Annotated in this window: 13 protein-coding genes and 1 pseudogene; 6 read left to right on the forward strand and 8 right to left on the reverse strand. The window is 59.0% G+C overall.

The window, feature by feature from the left end; genetic code table 11:
* Positions 1-124: 124 nt before the first annotated feature.
* Together LOY53_RS22205 and LOY53_RS22210 are read left to right on the forward strand one after the other, a co-directional pair.
* Positions 125-751 (forward strand): hypothetical protein, encoded by a 627-nt coding sequence (locus tag LOY53_RS22205; RefSeq protein WP_252825765.1) that lies wholly within the window; start codon positions 125-127, stop codon positions 749-751.
* 273 nt (positions 752-1,024) lie between these two features.
* A complete protein-coding gene (locus LOY53_RS22210; RefSeq protein ID WP_252825767.1) occupies positions 1,025-1,723 on the forward strand; it encodes a hypothetical protein in 699 nt (232 codons plus the stop codon).
* A 57-nt stretch (positions 1,724-1,780) separates the two neighbouring features.
* Here LOY53_RS22210 and LOY53_RS22215 read toward each other — a convergent pair whose 3' ends face one another.
* On the reverse strand, positions 1,781-2,977 hold the full coding sequence (locus LOY53_RS22215) for a methionine gamma-lyase (protein WP_252825769.1): 1,197 nt from the start codon (positions 2,975-2,977) through the stop codon (positions 1,781-1,783).
* Between the two features lie 127 nt (positions 2,978-3,104).
* On the opposite strand from LOY53_RS22215, the gene LOY53_RS22220 reads away from it, so the two are divergent.
* From LOY53_RS22220 to LOY53_RS22235, 3 genes and pseudogenes are all read left to right on the forward strand, one after another.
* Positions 3,105-3,584 carry an Lrp/AsnC family transcriptional regulator gene (locus tag LOY53_RS22220; protein WP_027595326.1) on the forward strand — a complete coding sequence of 160 codons (480 nt, stop codon included), beginning with the start codon at positions 3,105-3,107 and terminating at the stop codon, positions 3,582-3,584.
* Positions 3,585-3,696: 112 nt separating this feature from the next.
* Positions 3,697-6,060: pseudogene (locus tag LOY53_RS22230) on the forward strand (S-type pyocin domain-containing protein).
* Entirely contained in the window at positions 6,057-6,320 is a 264-nt protein-coding gene (locus LOY53_RS22235; RefSeq protein ID WP_252825771.1) for a bacteriocin immunity protein, read from the forward strand. The pseudogene LOY53_RS22230 and the gene LOY53_RS22235 overlap by 4 nt, the downstream one beginning before the upstream one ends.
* A gap of 128 nt (positions 6,321-6,448) precedes the next feature.
* Here LOY53_RS22235 and cysN read toward each other — a convergent pair whose 3' ends face one another.
* The 3 genes from cysN to LOY53_RS22250 all read right to left on the reverse strand — a co-directional run bounded on the left by cysN (position 6,449) and on the right by LOY53_RS22250 (position 10,308).
* Positions 6,449-8,350 carry a sulfate adenylyltransferase subunit CysN gene (cysN, locus tag LOY53_RS22240; protein ID WP_085273976.1) on the reverse strand — a complete coding sequence of 634 codons (1,902 nt, stop codon included), beginning with the start codon at positions 8,348-8,350 and terminating at the stop codon, positions 6,449-6,451.
* Between the two features lie 15 nt (positions 8,351-8,365).
* Positions 8,366-9,283 (reverse strand): sulfate adenylyltransferase subunit CysD, encoded by a 918-nt coding sequence (gene cysD, locus LOY53_RS22245; protein ID WP_003251799.1) that lies wholly within the window; start codon positions 9,281-9,283, stop codon positions 8,366-8,368.
* Positions 9,284-9,549: 266 nt separating this feature from the next.
* Positions 9,550-10,308 (reverse strand): Nif3-like dinuclear metal center hexameric protein, encoded by a 759-nt coding sequence (locus tag LOY53_RS22250; protein WP_099455250.1) that lies wholly within the window; start codon positions 10,306-10,308, stop codon positions 9,550-9,552.
* 214 nt (positions 10,309-10,522) lie between these two features.
* Here LOY53_RS22250 and algW point away from each other — a divergent pair, with 214 nt between their 5' ends.
* Positions 10,523-11,683 carry a Do family serine endopeptidase AlgW gene (gene algW / locus LOY53_RS22255; protein WP_027595323.1) on the forward strand — a complete coding sequence of 387 codons (1,161 nt, stop codon included), beginning with the start codon at positions 10,523-10,525 and terminating at the stop codon, positions 11,681-11,683.
* A 116-nt stretch (positions 11,684-11,799) separates the two neighbouring features.
* Here the strand turns inward: algW and LOY53_RS22260 are convergent, their stop codons facing one another.
* From LOY53_RS22260 to LOY53_RS22275, 4 genes are all read right to left on the reverse strand, one after another.
* Positions 11,800-12,564: an amino acid ABC transporter ATP-binding protein gene (locus LOY53_RS22260; RefSeq protein ID WP_003251792.1), complete on the reverse strand. Its 765-nt coding sequence runs from the start codon at positions 12,562-12,564 to the stop codon at positions 11,800-11,802.
* 10 nt (positions 12,565-12,574) lie between these two features.
* Positions 12,575-13,672, reverse strand: coding sequence for an amino acid ABC transporter permease (locus tag LOY53_RS22265; RefSeq protein WP_027595322.1), 1,098 nt, complete (start codon positions 13,670-13,672; stop codon positions 12,575-12,577).
* A gap of 10 nt (positions 13,673-13,682) precedes the next feature.
* Complete coding sequence (locus tag LOY53_RS22270) at positions 13,683-14,861, reverse strand: amino acid ABC transporter permease (RefSeq protein ID WP_252825772.1); 1,179 nt, start codon at positions 14,859-14,861, stop codon at positions 13,683-13,685.
* Between the two features lie 67 nt (positions 14,862-14,928).
* On the reverse strand, positions 14,929-15,957 hold the full coding sequence (locus LOY53_RS22275) for an amino acid ABC transporter substrate-binding protein (protein WP_027595320.1): 1,029 nt from the start codon (positions 15,955-15,957) through the stop codon (positions 14,929-14,931).
* Between the last annotated feature and the right edge of the window lie 302 nt (positions 15,958-16,259).

The following is a 16,259-nucleotide window of genomic DNA, read 5'->3' on the forward strand; positions in this document are numbered from 1 at the left end:
AAGGGTGGAGAAAGGTTAAGCAAGGCAACAGAATCACCCAACGTGCTCAGAGCGTATTTCCAAGTGCCTGTCATCCAAGTATTACCGGACCCTGCATAAGCCCATCCAACCCAGGAGAACGCTTATGCTGACTCACCGACAACGCTCGTTCATTGCCACTGCCGAGGCCGTGGACGGTAGCTTGAACTTTCTCGACGAGTTGCTCGGCAAGCCTGCCGAATTCGTGACACCTTCAGTCACTATCCCAGCTAGAACTGAAAACATCGCGCCAGGCAGATTTGCATCTATATATGTCGACTTTCCACCCGAAGTGATACCTGGCAAGAAACAAGACAAGTCGAATTACTTGGGCCACCTACCAAGCGTCGTCGACGTCACGCCTTTGCAACTGTACTTTCGCTGCGTAGATGATGGCTATCGGCTGTTTGTTCGCTCCTCCGTTCGCTACAAGCACGCGCTTTATATTCATGAGGAACATTGCGTGTGCGCGTTGACCTCGCCATTCAATGGCGTCTATCCAACGCTGTTCGACTTGCTGGATACCAACGACACCCCAATCGACTTCGACGACCTTGAGGACGAGACTATCGTGCGCCTTACCCCGGCTGGCAAGCGTGCGCCACTCATGCTGCGCTCGTTCAATGATAATCCTTTCATTTATATTTCCACGCAGGGCCAGCAACCTCTGGAACTGCGCCTGAATATTCTGGAAAGAAACGCCGCCTACCTCAACGACCCTGATGAAGTCTGATCTCCAGGCTAGTGGCCCTGACACGGTAAGCCAACGTCAGGGCCTGTACAGCCGCTTCAAGGAGGCGCTGGAAAATCTGCTGGAGGCGTTCGCAGTGCTTCAGGTGAGGTCTTGAGCCGTGCGTCGCTGAATGGCCAGTAGTTTTGCCCATCACGTTTCCTTACCGGTTTCTAGCAACAGGTTGATCTGACATGCTCAGCACGCATTTCCAAGTGCCTATCGGCCAGGTATTACCTGACCCTGCATAAGCCTATCCAAACCAGGAGAACTCTTATGCTGACTCACCGACAACGCTCGTTCATCGCCACCGTCGAGGCCGTGAACGGTAGCTTCAATTTCCTTGATGAACTGCTGGGCAGACCAGCCGAGATCGGCGGCACTTCTACCTCCACCCCGCAAAAACCAACGATGGCTGGCATTGCCCACGCGGGATGGGCCGGCCGCTTTTTCCGCCACACCGTGATAACCACCCGTGGAAACCGAGGAAGCCGGGAACCTATCTATGTGCAGAATCCCACGCCAGTTGTAAAACCGGTTGAACCCAGCAAGCGCGATGAATCGAATTACCTTGGCTATGTTGCTGAGGCAGTCGATGTCGCGCCGCTGCACCTTTACTTTCGCAGCGTGGAAAAGGGCTACCGGTTGTTCGTTCGGTCTTCCGTTCGCTACGCACGCGCACTTTACATCCATAAGGAAAATTGCGTATGCGCCTTACCCTCTCCCTTCGATAATGCCTACCCAACGCTCTTCGAGTTGCTGGATTGCGACAACATACCCATCACTTTCGCCAGCCTTGAAGACCAGGCAATTGTGCGTCTGGCCCCAGCAGGCCGGCAAACGCCCTTGATGTTGCGCACGTTCAAAGGTGTGCCTTACACCTATGTTTGCACGCAAGGCCAGTCTCCTCTTGAGTTGCGCCTGAATATTCTGGAAAGAAACGCCGCGTACCTCAACGACCCTGATGAAGTTTGATCTCCAGGCGTAAGGCCCTGACACGGCTATGCCAATGTCAGGGCCCCTACAGCCGCTTCAACTGCAAACCATCAGCGCCTGGCCAACATCCTCAAGCAGGTCCTCCACATCCTCGAGCCCCACCGACAAACGCACCAACCCCTCCGATATCCCGTGATGTGCCCGCTCCTTCGGCGTATAGCTGGAATGGGTCATGCTCGCCGGATGCTGCGCCAGCGACTCGGCATCGCCCAGGCTCACCGCCCGCGCGAACAGCTGCAGGGCATTCATGAAGCGCCGCCCGGCTTCGATGCCTCCCTTGAGCTCGAACGCGATCATGCCACCCGGCAGGCGCATCTGCCGCTGAGCGAGTTGGTACTGGGCAAACGAGGGCAGCCCTGGATAGTGGATAAACTCGACCTGCGGCTGGCGCGCGATAAACTCAGCCACCTGCTGTGCGTTGGCGCAATGGCGGTCCATGCGCAGCGCCAGGGTCTTGATACCGCGCATCAACAGCGAAGCGTCATGCGGCGACAGCACCGCGCCCGTCATGTCTTTGAGGCCTTCCAGGCGTATCCGGTCGATCAGCGCCTTGCGCCCCACCACCAGCCCTGCGGTGAGATCACCATGGCCGCTCAAGTACTTGGTGGCCGAATGCACCACCAGGTCGGCACCCATTTCCAGGGGCCGCTGCAAATAAGGCGTGCAGTAGGTGTTGTCGACCACGATATGCAAATCATGCCCACGGGCGGCGTCAGCCACCGCCGCGATATCGACCAGTTGCATGTTGGGGTTGGCGGGTGTTTCGAAGTAGATCATCCGTGTTTTGCTGGTGATCGCCGCCTTGAGTGCCTTGGTGTCGTTAAGGTCGACGTGACGGATTTTCACCCCAAACTCGCCAATGCCATGGTGCAGGAAGGCAAAGGTGCAGCCATACAACGTGCGCCCGACAATTAGCTCATCACCCGGCCGTAGCAGGGTCCAGATCGTCGAGGTAATGGCCCCCATCCCCGAAGCCAACGCCAGCCCGGCCTCCCCCCCTTCCAGCGACGCCATGCGCTGTTCCAGCAGGGCCAGCGTCGGGTTGGAAATACGGCTGTAGAAGTGCCCCGCTTCCTCCCCTGCAAAGCAGGCAGCGCCATATTCAACGGTGGGGAAGGCATAGGTCGCTGTTTGATACACCGGCGGCACAAGGGCGCCCCCATGGGAAAGCGGGTCATAACCATGATGGATGGCCCGCGTGGAAAAACCGGTGTTGTTATGGGAGTCGCGCATGGCAACAGCCTCTGGTGGTTTGTTATAAGCTTATGCCACCGAGCTGCCTGAGTTTTTCCAAAATAGCCCACGCAATCGAGCACTTTTTGGAACAAAAACAACAATTATTCGATCAGGAGGGCAAACCATGCCTTCGAGCCTCGACCGCACCGACCGCGCCCTGCTCGCTGCCCTGCAGGACAACGCCCGCCTTACCGTCTCCGAACTTGCCGACCAGGTAGCGCTGACCACCTCGCCTTGCTGGCGGAGGGTCAAATTGCTGGAAGATAACGGCTATATCACCGGGTACCAGGCCATTCTTTCCCCTAAGTCATTGGGGTTTGGCGTAACCGCTTTTGTCAGCATCATGATGGATTCACATACCAAAGACATGGCCTTGGCCTTTGAAAAGCGGTTGATGGAAATACCCGAAATCGTTGCCTGCCATAATATTTCCGGGCGCTATGACTTCTTGCTGGAAATACTGGCGCGGGACCTTGAATCGTTTGGGGAATTCACCCGGGAAGTACTGCAGCGGTTGCCGGGAGTTAAGGAAATTTATTCGAGCTTTTCGTACAAGGCAGTGAAAGAGAGGCGCGTGATTCCAGTGTCGGAGAAGCATATCTGATTCAGACCTTTCCGAACGGCAGGAAGGGTCCTACCGATGGATAGGCCGCAACTGACATACTGCACATTCAATACACGAAAAGCTTTGCCATGTAGTGATCAGGAGAACCTACATGGCACAGGACAAAACGTATTATCTCACCGAAGGGCTTTGGATTAGCGCCGCTGCCCCCACGGGTGCTGAACTCAGGTTAATGGGTGGCGGTGGAGGCGGACCAGGCGGAGGGGGCTGGGGGCTGAGTGAAGGCTACCCTCGCGGTACCAGCCCAACCAAAAATGATATTGCGCGGGTCATTTCAACACGGAGAGTGTTGACAGAGGAATATCAGATCATCGAGAAAGACCACGAAGAAAAATATACTCAAGAGATAAACCAGCTCCCAGAAACGATTGCCGCATTAAAAGCTCAAATCAGATCCGACGCGCAGAACACACCCAACCAATCTTTAAAAGCAATAGTTGAACAACAGGTTTTGACCTCACGTATCAGCCAGATGCGTGAGAACTACCTGCAGATTTAACCCGACGCAAATAGCTATTTTGGCGTACCCGCGTTCTATAAGCGCGGCGATTCAATGATGAGTCGATTTCTCGACCCTGGCTTCATCGAATCAACAACGGGTGAAGCCTTGGGTGTGGAATGGGCCACAAAACTGCAGAGGTCGTGGGACGGCGCCTATCGTTTACACCTGCTAGCCCAGAAGCATCAGTCGCTAGCGGATGAACTCAAAGGGCTGGCAGGACAGGTAGATCAAGAGGAGCTGACCCAGCAGCCTTTAGACCTGCTGAAGGTGATTGCGCGTAGAACAGCGCAGATTCACGTAGAGCGGCAAATTCACTTCGAATGTTTACCTAATGTTATTCAGCATGAGCTCGGGCAAACCGTCATTGGGGACGCGTACACACTCGCCCAAACGTTCAATGCTTACTTGGCCACCGCCTCTGCTCTGGTGCAGAGCAAACAATCGCAAATACCGCAGTACCCAGATCAAAATCCACGGATCAGCAGCCCTCTGTCGAAACCCCAACTGGAAGGGCTGTTACATCTTGTGGATGAGCAAAGATTGCGACGAGCTGGTCAGCGCTGGAAGGAATATCACCAGGCCCTTGCATTGAGCGAATCGATCAGGTTCCTCGATACCTTCACAAGTGCTACGCAGAATCTTAACCAGCGCGCGGCCGAGGTTGAACACTTACAAGCTCAGTTTGCAGCGCAACAGGCGGCGGCTGAAGAAGCCGCTCGGCTACAGGCTGAGGCTGAGCGCCTGGCTGCCGAGGAAGTGGTGAGGCAGCAAGCCGAAGCTGAGCGATTGGCCGCAGAAGAAGCGGCACGCCAGCAAGCCGAAACTGAGCGTTTAGCTGCCGAGGCGGAACGGCAGCAGCTCGAGAAGTTGCTCAAACGTATAAGTTACAACCACGAAGGCCGACTGGCGGCATCGGTCCCTGCAATCATCCCCATCGGTGCTGCAACGTTCGCAATCGCCGAGACCGCCTATACAGCGTTAGGGGCTGCAATATCTGCGGCTTTGACCAGGATTATTGCGGCTTCCACTCCCGCCCTAGCGGTGGGCTCCCTGGCAATGGCCTGGCCGTCGACGTTGGCCAACAGCGAACGTCACTACCTCATCAGCACGCCCCTCGCTAACCTTTCACCTCCGAACGGTCCGGATCTAGTCGCCCTTGCCCTCTCATCAACCAGTATCGATTTACCTTACCTTCTTGCTGGGGCCGAAGACCAACATGGGCTGGATCTCTACGTGGTACCTGGCGCTAAGCCAGTACCCGTTCGCGCCGCGACGTTCGACAGCGAGCGCCAGCTTTACAGCCTGGCACTGGAGAACCCTCAGCGAATTCTGACCTGGACCCCAGCCAGCGCACCGGGGGATGAACAGGGAAGCTCTACCAGTCTTCCACCGGCACCACCTGGGACTGTCGTTTACACCGGCAGCAGCCTTAATCCTGTAAGCACCGAGCAGGACGGTTATCCGGCTCTTGAGCTACTGGATCAAGAACGGCTGATCATCACCTTTCCGCTGGATTCGGGTTTGCCGCCTATTCTGGTGGTGTTCAAGAGTCCTCGATATGAACCGGGGGTGGTTAGTGGGGTAGGCTCAGATATCACCGAGGTTTGGCTTGGCCAGTCTAGCCGTGAAGAAGGAGCCCTCATCCCAACACGAATCGCTGCCCAACTCATAGGTAGGGAGTTCAATAATTTCAATGCTTTTCGGATGGAGTTCTGGAGGTCTGTCTCCCATGATGCAGAGTTATCCAAACAATTTTCACAACAAAACTTAAGCCGCATGAGAAATGGCAACGCCCCAATCACTCGAAAAACTGACGCATACGGTTTGCAAAGAAGCTTTATACTACACCACGTCAGCCCAATTGGAGAGGGTGGAGCAGTTTACGATGTTGACAACCTAAGAGTCGTCACACCGATAGCGCATCAAAAAATTCATTACGGTGACAAGTCATGATCTTAAAAAAAAGTTACAATGATTACACTGAAGCAGAGTTTATAGAATTTCTTGAAGATCTCTATCGCGCCAACGCCATTGAGCCTGACGAAACGCTAGCCCCATTACTAATCCACTTCTCAACCATTACCGAACACCCTAGCGGAACGGATTTAATCTATTGGCCAGACAGTGAAGCACAAGGTGAACTTCAAGCCGTGCTTAACATCATTAAGGACTGGCGCGCAGCTAACGGCAAGCCAGGATTTAAAGCAGAGTAAATCCAACACCCCGCTCATACGGGGTGTTACTCCTTAAAAATTAGTGCGTTCCAGACCTGTGAGATTTGCACGTCCGGACACAAACAAAAAACCCCGCCGAAGCGGGGTTTTTCATGCAGCCTCAGCGCTTAGATCGCGCCACGCTGACGCAGCACATCCAGCACCTGCTTAACGCCTTCATCGACACTGGTGTTCTGGGTATCGATCACCAGGTCAGCGTCCAGCGGCACATCGAACGGGAAGCTTTCACCCGGGATGTTGTCGCCACCGGCAGCATACAGGCCCTGCGGGTCGCGCTCGCGGCAGGCGATTGGCGAGGCCTGGACGTAAACGGTCACCAGGCGCTCCTTGCCGATCAGCGCCTTGGCCTGTTCGCGGCCTTCGGCATCCGGGGCGACGAAGGCGGCCAGGGTCAGCATGCCGGCTTCGTTGAACTGGCGCGCCACATGGGCGGCGCGGCGCCAGTTCTCGGTGCGGCCGGCGCGGTCCTGTGGCAGGCCCTTGTTCAGGTCGTGGCGCAGGTTCTGGCCATCGAGCACGTACACCGCACGGCCCATGTCGAACAGCTTGCGCTCCACGGCGTAGGCCAGGGTGCTCTTGCCAGCGCCGGACAGGCCGCTGAACAGCACGGTGGCCGGCTGCTGGCCGAAGCGCAGGGCGCGCTCTTCGGTGGACACGTGAGCCTGCTTGCCATGCTGGCCGGTGCTGCCGTGCGGCAGCACTGGCTGTGCGATGATCATGCCGGCACCAACGGTGCCGTTGGTCAGGCGGTCGATGACGATGAACGCACCGGTGGTGCGGTTGCTGTCATAGCCGTCCAGCGCGATGGCGCTGTCCAGGGACACCTTGACGCGACCGATCTCATTCAGCTGCAGCGCGCTGGCCGCATCCTTTTCGAGGGTGTTCACATCGACCTTGTGGGTGATGCTGGCGATCGAGCCCGGCACATAGCTGGTGGCGCGCTTGATGTCGTATTTCTTGCCCGGGAGCATGGGCTCTTCGGCCATCCACACCAGCATCGCGTCGAACTGGTCGGTCACCGGCGGGACGTTGTCGGCGTGCACCAACAGGTCGCCACGGGAGATGTCGATCTCGTCTTCCATGGTCAGGGTCACGGCCTGGCCTGGGCCGGCGTTTTCCAGCTCACCTTCGTAGGTGACGATGGACTTGACCCGGCTGCTCTTGCCCGACGGCAGCACGACGATTTCGTCGCCCTTGTGCACCACACCACTGGCGAGGGTGCCGGCAAAGCCGCGGAAGTTCAGGTTCGGACGGTTGACGTACTGCACCGGGAAGCGCAGGTCGGTGAAGTTGCGGTCGGCCGCGACTTCCACGGTCTCGAGGATTTCCATCAGCGCAGGGCCGGTGTACCACGGCGAACGCTCGCTGCGGTTGACCACGTTGTCGCCCTTGAGCGCCGACATCGGCACGAAGTGCAGGCTGCTCGGCGTCAGGTTGATGGCATCGGCGAACTTCAGGTAGTCAGCCTTGATGTCTTCGAACACGCCTTCGTCGAACCCTTTGAGGTCCATCTTGTTGACGGCGACGACGATGTGCTTGATGCCCAGCAACGAGGCGATGTAGCTGTGACGACGGGTCTGGGTCTGCACGCCATAGCGGGCATCGACCAGGATGATCGCCAGGTCACAGGTGGATGCACCGGTGGCCATGTTACGGGTGTACTGCTCGTGGCCCGGGGTGTCGGCAATGATGAACTTGCGCTTGGCGGTGGAGAAGTAGCGGTAGGCGACATCGATGGTGATGCCCTGCTCACGCTCGGCCTGCAGGCCGTCGACCAGCAGCGCCAGGTCGACTTCTTCGCCGGTGGTGCCGGACTTCTTCGAATCACGGGTGATGGCTTCGAGGTGGTCCTCGTAGATCATTTTCGAGTCGTGCAGCAGGCGCCCAATCAGGGTGCTCTTGCCGTCGTCGACGTTGCCGCAGGTCAGGAAACGCAGCAGTTCCTTGCGCTCGTGCTGGGCCAGGTAGGCGAGGATGTCCTCGCTGATCAGATCAGATTGGTGCGACATGGAGTAACCCTGAAATTAGAAGTAGCCTTGGCGTTTCTTGTCTTCCATGGAGCCGGCGCCATCGTGGTCGATGACACGGCCCTGGCGTTCGGACGTACGGGTCAGGAGCATTTCCTGAATGATGTCCGTCAGGGTCTCGGCTTCGGACTCGACAGCACCCGTCAGCGGGTAGCAACCGAGGGTACGGAAACGCACCTTCTTCTTGACGATGCGGGCCTTTTCTTCCTCGGAGAGGTGCTCGAGGATGCGCTCGTCGTCGATCATGATCAGGGTGCCGTTCTTCTCGATGACTTCACGCTCGGCGGCGAAGTACAGCGGCACGATCGGGATGCCTTCGAGGTAGATGTACTGCCAGATGTCCAGCTCGGTCCAGTTCGACAGCGGGAAGACGCGGATCGACTCGCCCTTGTTGACCTTGCCGTTATACACGTTCCACAGCTCGGGGCGCTGGTTCTTAGGGTCCCAGCGGTGTTTGCTGTCGCGGAACGAGTAGACGCGTTCCTTGGCGCGCGACTTCTCTTCGTCACGGCGGGCACCACCGAAGGCGGCGTCGAAACCATGCTTGTCCAGCGCCTGCTTGAGGCCCTGGGTCTTCATGATATCGGTGTGCTTGGAGCTGCCATGGGTGAAGGGGTTGATGCCCTGCGCCACACCCTCAGGGTTGACGTGGGTGATCAGCTCCAGGCCCATTTCCTCGACCATCTTGTCGCGGAAGCTGTACATCTCCTGGAATTTCCACTGGGTGTCGACGTGCATCACCGGGAACGGCAGCTTGCCCGGGAAGAAGGCCTTGCGCGCCAGGTGCAGCATCACGGCGGAATCCTTGCCGATCGAGTACAGCATCACCGGGTTGTCGAACTCGGCGGCCACCTCGCGGATGATGTGGATGCTCTCCGCCTCCAGCTGTTTCAAGTGCGTCAGTTTGTCGACCATGGCTACTCACGAAAAACGATCTTATGGACGGCCTGCGGGCCGTGTTCGAGCGAGCCACTTTATCACAGCGGCTGATTCTATTTAGGAGGCGGGCTAGATCGAAACAATCTAACGATATGACTGGGGGTTTGGGCTCTGGCTCCACCCCACCAGCCGTTGTAGGAGCAGCCTTGTGCTGCGAAGAGGCCAGTGGTGGCACTTTACCTGTACCGGCCTCTTCGCAGCGCAAGGCTGCTCCTACAGGGGCTGTGGGAGATTCGGAAGGGTTAGATCGGGTTCGGGCAATCGATGAACAGATGCTCCACGGCAAAGCGCCGGGCCAGGTAGTCGCCCAGGGCCTGCACGCCATAGCGCTCGGTGGCATGGTGCCCGGCGGCGATGAAGCTGACGCCGTTTTCGCGGGCACTGTGGAAGGTCTGTTCCGACGCCTCGCCACTGATGAACAAGTCGACCCCTGCGGCAATCGCGGTATCGATATACCCCTGCCCGCCCCCGGTGCACCAGCCCACGCGGCGGATCATCTGGTCGCCTTCAACCAGCAACGGCTCACGCCCCATCACCTCTTGCACCCGCCGGGCAAAATCCCGTGCGGTCATCGGCTCGGCCAGCGAACCGACCAAGCCGACCACTTTCGGGTTCTCAGGGTCCAGCGGCCCCTCGACGGTGATATCCAACTGGCGCGCCAGCTGCACGTTGTTGCCCACCTCCGGGTGTACATCCAGCGGCAGGTGGAACGCCAGCAGGCTGATGTCGTGCTTGAGCAGGGTTTTCAAACGGCGCTGCTTGATCCCCGTGATGCACGGGTTCTCGCCCTTCCAGAAGTAGCCATGGTGCACCAGCACCAGGTCGGCCTCGGCCTCGACCGCAGCATCCAGCAACGCTTGGCTGGCCGTGACACCGCTGACAATGCGGCTGACCTGCGGGCGGCCCTCGACTTGCAGCCCGTTGGGGCAATAATCCTGGATCTTCGCACTGCCCAGGTAGCGCTCGGCTTCCTCGACCAGGGTGTTCAGAGCGACGGCCATGAAAATCTCCTCGAAATCTGCGTTTTTGCCGGGTTCAACACCCGTATACTGGCGGCCATTATGAGCCGTCGCCGGCCTTGGGGAAACCGGCGTCAGCCGCCTGGGTGCAGGCCAGACAAGCCTTCGCCGATCAGCGGTTTCAGGTGTATGATCGCGCGCGCTCGCGCCCCGTGGCGCTGCTATCTGGCTCCCGCCCTACTCCCAGGATTCGTTCATGTTCAAGGCTCTGCGTTACTTTGGCTGGCCCCTGCTCACCGGTGTGTTGATCGCCATGCTGATCATCCAGCGCTTCCCGCAATGGGTCGGCCTGCCCAGCCAGGACGTCAACCTGCAGCAGGCCCCGCAAACCACCCGGATCATGCAGGGCCCGGTGTCGTATGCCGACGCCGTGACCCTGGCCGCACCGGCGGTGGTCAACCTGTACACCACCAAGGTGGTTAACAAGAGCGCCCATCCGCTGTTCGAAGACCCGCAGTTCCGCCGCTTCTTTGGCGATAACCTGCCCAAGCAGAAGCGCTGGGAGTCGAGCCTGGGCTCGGCGGTAATCATGAGCCCCGAGGGCTACCTGCTGACCAACAACCACGTCACCAGTGGCGCCGACCAGATCGTGGTAGCGCTCAAGGATGGCCGCGAAACCTTGGCCCGGGTGATCGGCAGCGACCCGGAAACCGACCTGGCGGTGCTGAAGATCGACTTGAAGAGCCTGCCGGCCATCACCATCGGCCGCTCCGACAACATCCACATCGGTGATGTCTCGCTGGCCATCGGCAACCCCTTTGGCGTCGGCCAAACCGTGACCATGGGCATCATCAGTGCCACCGGCCGTAACCAGCTGGGCCTGAACAACTACGAAGACTTCATCCAGACCGACGCGGCGATCAACCCGGGTAACTCCGGCGGTGCACTGGTCGATGCCAACGGCAACCTGATCGGCATCAACACGGCCATTTTCTCCAAGTCTGGCGGTTCCCAGGGCATTGGTTTCGCCATCCCGGTGAAGCTGGCATTGGAGGTGATGAAGTCGATCGTCGAACACGGCCAGGTGATCCGTGGCTGGCTGGGCATCGAAGTGCAGCCGCTGAGCCAGGAACTGGCTGAATCGTTCGGCATGCAGAATCGCCCAGGCATCGTCGTGGCGGGGATCTTCCGCGAAGGGCCGGCGCAAAAAGCCGGGCTGCAGCTGGGTGACGTGATCATGAGCATCAACGGTGAGCCGGCGGGTGACGGGCGCAAGTCGATGAACCAGGTGGCGCGGATCAAGCCCAACGAGAAGATCACCATCGAGGTGATGCGCAATGGGCAGCAGCTGAAGCTGGTTGCCGAGGTCGGGCTGCGGCCGCCGCCTGCTCCGGCGACGACGCAGGAAGAGAAGTAACACTGGGGGTGCTTTGCAGCCCATTCGCAGCGCAAGGCTGCTCCTACAAGGCAATGCGATCCCCCTGTAGGAGCAGCCTTGTGCTGCGAATGGGCCGCAAAGCGGCCCCAACAGCATCAATGCAAAATCTGGCTCAAGAACAACTTGGTCCGATCACTGCGCGGCCGGTCGAAGAAATCATCCGGCGCCGCCTGCTCCACAATCTCCCCCTTGTCCATGAAGATCACCCGGTTCGCCACGGTGCGGGCAAAGCCCATCTCGTGGGTGACACAGAGCATGGTCATACCATCCTCGGCCAGGCCCACCATGGTATCGAGCACTTCCTTGACCATCTCTGGGTCGAGCGCCGACGTCGGCTCGTCGAACAGCATGATCTTCGGTTTCATGCACAGCGCCCGGGCAATCGCCACGCGCTGCTGCTGGCCGCCCGACAACTGCCCCGGGTACTTGTGCGCCTGCTCAGGGATACGCACCCGCTCCAGATAATGCATGGCGATTTCCTCGGCCTTGCGCCGCGGCATCTTGCGCACCCACATCGGCGCCAATGTGCAGTTTTCCAGAATGCTCAGGTGCGGGAACAGGTTGAAGTGCTGGAACACCATGCCCACCTCACGGCGGATCGCCTCGATCTGCTTGAGGTCGTTGGTCAGCTCGACGCCATCGACGACGATGCGCCCCTGCTGGTGCTCTTCAAGCCGATTAAGGCAGCGGATGGTGGTCGACTTGCCCGACCCGGATGGCCCGCACAGCACGATGCGCTCGCCCTGGCGCACATTCAGGTTGATGTCCTTGAGCACATGGAACTGGCCGTACCATTTGTTCACACCCTGCATCTGGATGATGCCTTCGGGGCCAGCAGGCTGCTTGATCGCTTCACTCATTTCGAAACTCCTAACGCTTGTGGCCAGTGTCCAGCTTGCGCTCCAGGTGCATGGAGTAGCGGGACATACCGAAACAGAAAATCCAGAAAACCAGCGCAGCGAACACGTAGCCTTCGGTGGCCATGCCCAGCCAGGCTGGGTCAGCTGCCGCTTGCTTAACGCTGTTGAGCAGGTCGAACAGGCCGATGATGATGACCAGGCTGGTGTCCTTGAACAGGGCAATGAAGGTGTTGACGATGCCAGGGATCACCAGCTTCAGCGCCTGGGGCAGGATTACCAGGCCCATCGCCCGCCAGTAGCCCAGGCCCATGGCCGCAGCCGCTTCATATTGCCCCTTGGGGATGGCCTGCAGGCCACCGCGCACCACCTCGGCGATGTACGCCGACTGGAACAGGATCACGCCGATCATCGCCCGCAGCAGCTTGTCGAAGCTCATGCCTTCGGGCAGGAACAGCGGCAACATCACCGAGGACATGAACAGCACGGTGATCAACGGCACGCCGCGCCAGAACTCGATGAAGGTCACGCAGACCACTTTCACCGCCGGCATCCGCGAACGCCGCCCCAATGCCAGCAGGATGCCCAGCGGTAACGCACCGACGATACCCACGGTGGCGATCACCAGGGTCAGCATCAACCCGCCCCACTGGCTGGTTGGCACGCTTTCCAGGCCCAGGTAGCCGCCATGCAGCAGCGTGTAGGCAAGGACCGGGTACAGCACCAGGAAACCCAGGCCATACACGGCTTTGCGCGGGAAGCGCTTGATGAACAGCGGCGCGGCGCCGAGCACGGCCAGCCACACGGTCAGGTCCACGCGCCAGCGCAGTTCTGTCGGGTAGTAGCCGTACATGAACTGGCCAAAGCGCTGCTGCACGAACACCCAGCAGGCGCCCTCCTTGGTGCAGTCTGCGCGGGTGGTGCCGACCCAGTTGGCATCGATCAGCGCCCACTGCAGCAAAGGCGGTACAATCAGCCACACCAAATAAAGGGCGAACAAGGTCAGCAGGGTATTGAGCCAGCTAGAGAACAGGTTGGCACGCATCCATGCGAGCACGCCGACGGTCTTCACCGGTGGCGGCATGTCAGGTTTGAAAACGTGAGCATTCACAGGCGTATCCTCACCGCTCGATCAGCGCAATGCGCTTGTTGTACCAGTTCATCAGCAGCGAAATGCTGATGCTGATGGCGAGATAGACACTCATGGTGATGGCAATCACCTCGATGGCCTGGCCGGTCTGGTTGAGCACCGTACCGGCGAACAGCGAGACCATCTCTGGGTAGCCGATACCGGCCGCCAGCGACGAGTTCTTCGCCAGGTTCAGGTACTGGCTGGTCAGCGGCGGAATGATCACCCGCAGTGCCTGGGGAATGATCACCTTGCGCAGGGTCGGGCCCTCGCGCAGGCCCAGCGAACGCGCAGCTTCAGTTTGGCCATGGCTGACCGAACGGATGCCAGAGCGCACGATTTCGGCAATGAACGCCGCGGTATAGATCGTCAGCGCCAGGGTCAATGCCAGCAGTTCGGGGATCAGCACCCAGCCACCGACGAAGTTGAAGCCCTTCAACTGCGGCACTTCCCAGTGCACGGGGCTGCCGAACAGCAGCACGCAGAGGCCAGGGATGGCAATGAACAGCGCCAGCCCCACCCAAAACTTGTGAAACGGCTCACCGGTCTCGTTGAAGCGTTTGTTGGCCACACGCACCATCACCACGATGGCCGTGATCGCCAGCGCCAGGGCAATGACAAACGGCCAGAAGCCATCGGCCATCGAGGCGCCGGGCATGTTCAGGCCCCGGTTGCTGATGAAGAACAGGTCGTTGATATTGATGCTGCCCCGCGGCCCTGGCAGGGTCAGGAACACCGCGAAATACCAGAACAGAATCTGCAGCAAAGGCGGAATGTTGCGGAAGGTCTCCACATACACGGTCGCCAGTTTGTTGATCATCCAGTTCGGTGACAGCCGTGCCACACCAATGATGAACCCCAAAACGGTCGCCAGGATGACGCCGATGAACGTCACCAGCAGCGTGTTGAGCAGGCCGATGACGAACACCCGCGCGTAGCTGTCGGATTCCACATAAGGGATCAGGTGCTGAGCGATGCCGAAGCCGGCACTGCGGTCGAGGAAGTCGAAGCCCGAGGTGATGCCCCGGTGTTGCAGGTTGGTTTGCGTGTTGTGGAACAGGTACCAGCCCAGGCCCACCACGAAGACGATCGTGAGAACCTGGAACAACCACGCGCGCACACGCGGATCGTTCAGGGATAGCCCCTTTTGTGCGCCGATTCGATTTTGCATGAAGTGCCCCGGACAGTAGGGATTCGAACAGCCTGCGGCGGCGGGATGCCGCCGCAGGGTGCAGCCATCAGCGCACAGGTGGCGCGTACTGGATGCCGCCGTTGTTCCACAGGGCGTTCATGCCACGGTCGATCTTCAAGTCAGTGCTCTGGCCCAGGTTCTTCTCGAACACTTCGCCATAGTTGCCAACTTGCTTGACGATCTGGACTACCCAATCTTTGGGCAGCTTGAGGTCTTTGCCGTACTCGCCGTCAGCGCCAAGCAGGCGGGCGTTGTCCGGGTTCTTGGTGGATTTGGCCTCGGCCTCGACATTCTTCGAGGTGATGCCGGCCTCTTCGGCGTTGAGCATGGCGAACAGGGTCCACTTGACGATGCTGAACCATTCTTCGTCGCCCTTGCGTACCACCGGGCCCAGCGGTTCCTTGGAAATGGTTTCCGGCAGCACCACGTAGTCGGTCGGCGCGGCCAGCTTGGAGCGCTGGGCGAACAGCTGCGACTTGTCCGAGGTCAGCACGTCGCAACGGCCCGATTCCAGCGACTTGGCGCTTTCGTCGGAGGTGTCGAAGGTGATCGGGGTGTACTTCAGGTTATTGGCGCGGAAGTAGTCGGAAACGTTCAGTTCGGTGGTGGTACCGGCCTGGATGCAGATGGTCGCGCCATCGAGCTCTTTGGCACTGGAAACCCCCAGCTTCTTGTTGACCAGGAAGCCGACGCCGTCATAGTAGGTGACACCGGCGAACACCAGGCCCATGCCGGCATCGCGCGAGCTGGTCCAGGTGGTGTTGCGCGACAGCACGTCGACTTCGCCGGACTGCAGCGCAGTGAAGCGTTCCTTGGCGTTGAGCTGGCTGAACTTGACCTTGGTCGCATCGCCGAACACGGCGGCAGCGACGGCGCGGCAGACATCGGCGTCGATACCGACGATCTTGCCTTGCGCATCAGGTACCGAGAAGCCTGGAAGACCGTCGCTCACGCCACACTGGACGAAGCCCTTCTTCTTTACCGCATCAAGCGTGGCGCCGGCCTGGGCGGTTGTCACAGCGCCCAGCGCAGCGGCAGCGGTCAGGACTGCCAGGGTGGTTTTCAACATCTTCATTCACAACCTCCAAATCGCTCTTGTTGTACCGAGCCGGAATTGCACCGCACCCTTTTGAGGCGTATCCGACCCGTGTTGGCTTGTTATTGGGTCAATGGCGCAATGGGCTGTTCTATGACAGCCTTCACGTGCAAAGGGTGTTACCGTCACGGCCTGGCCCTTGCATCGGATGATTCATAGCAAACGGCGTACCACAGTTGACGGCTAAAGCGTTTAAGCGCTCGTCAAGTAGGGAAAGTTGTATCGTTGCGACATTCTTTTTCCGACAATCATTTGCAGCGCCTTCTTTTTACGCACACGAA

It is taken from the genome of Pseudomonas sp. B21-031 (assembly GCF_024748985.1).
Taxonomy (GTDB): domain Bacteria; phylum Pseudomonadota; class Gammaproteobacteria; order Pseudomonadales; family Pseudomonadaceae; genus Aquipseudomonas; species Aquipseudomonas kermanshahensis.

What these genes read in the sequence shown, in the direction of transcription:
- LOY53_RS22270 (WP_252825772.1), bottom strand. Translation starts at nt 14,861, where the DNA reads ATGCAAAATCGAATCGGCGCACAAAAGGGGCTATCCCTGAACGATCCG.
- LOY53_RS22260 (WP_003251792.1), bottom strand. Translation starts at nt 12,564, where the DNA reads ATGAGTGAAGCGATCAAGCAGCCTGCTGGCCCCGAAGGCATCATCCAG.
- LOY53_RS22235 (WP_252825771.1), top strand. Translation starts at nt 6,057, where the DNA reads ATGATCTTAAAAAAAAGTTACAATGATTACACTGAAGCAGAGTTTATA.
- LOY53_RS22215 (WP_252825769.1), bottom strand. Translation starts at nt 2,977, where the DNA reads ATGCGCGACTCCCATAACAACACCGGTTTTTCCACGCGGGCCATCCAT.
- LOY53_RS22250 (WP_099455250.1), bottom strand. Translation starts at nt 10,308, where the DNA reads ATGGCCGTCGCTCTGAACACCCTGGTCGAGGAAGCCGAGCGCTACCTG.
- LOY53_RS22210 (WP_252825767.1), top strand. Translation starts at nt 1,025, where the DNA reads ATGCTGACTCACCGACAACGCTCGTTCATCGCCACCGTCGAGGCCGTG.
- LOY53_RS22220 (WP_027595326.1), top strand. Translation starts at nt 3,105, where the DNA reads ATGCCTTCGAGCCTCGACCGCACCGACCGCGCCCTGCTCGCTGCCCTG.
- LOY53_RS22275 (WP_027595320.1), bottom strand. Translation starts at nt 15,957, where the DNA reads ATGAAGATGTTGAAAACCACCCTGGCAGTCCTGACCGCTGCCGCTGCG.
- cysN (WP_085273976.1), bottom strand. Translation starts at nt 8,350, where the DNA reads ATGTCGCACCAATCTGATCTGATCAGCGAGGACATCCTCGCCTACCTG.
- cysD (WP_003251799.1), bottom strand. Translation starts at nt 9,283, where the DNA reads ATGGTCGACAAACTGACGCACTTGAAACAGCTGGAGGCGGAGAGCATC.
- algW (WP_027595323.1), top strand. Translation starts at nt 10,523, where the DNA reads ATGTTCAAGGCTCTGCGTTACTTTGGCTGGCCCCTGCTCACCGGTGTG.
- LOY53_RS22205 (WP_252825765.1), top strand. Translation starts at nt 125, where the DNA reads ATGCTGACTCACCGACAACGCTCGTTCATTGCCACTGCCGAGGCCGTG.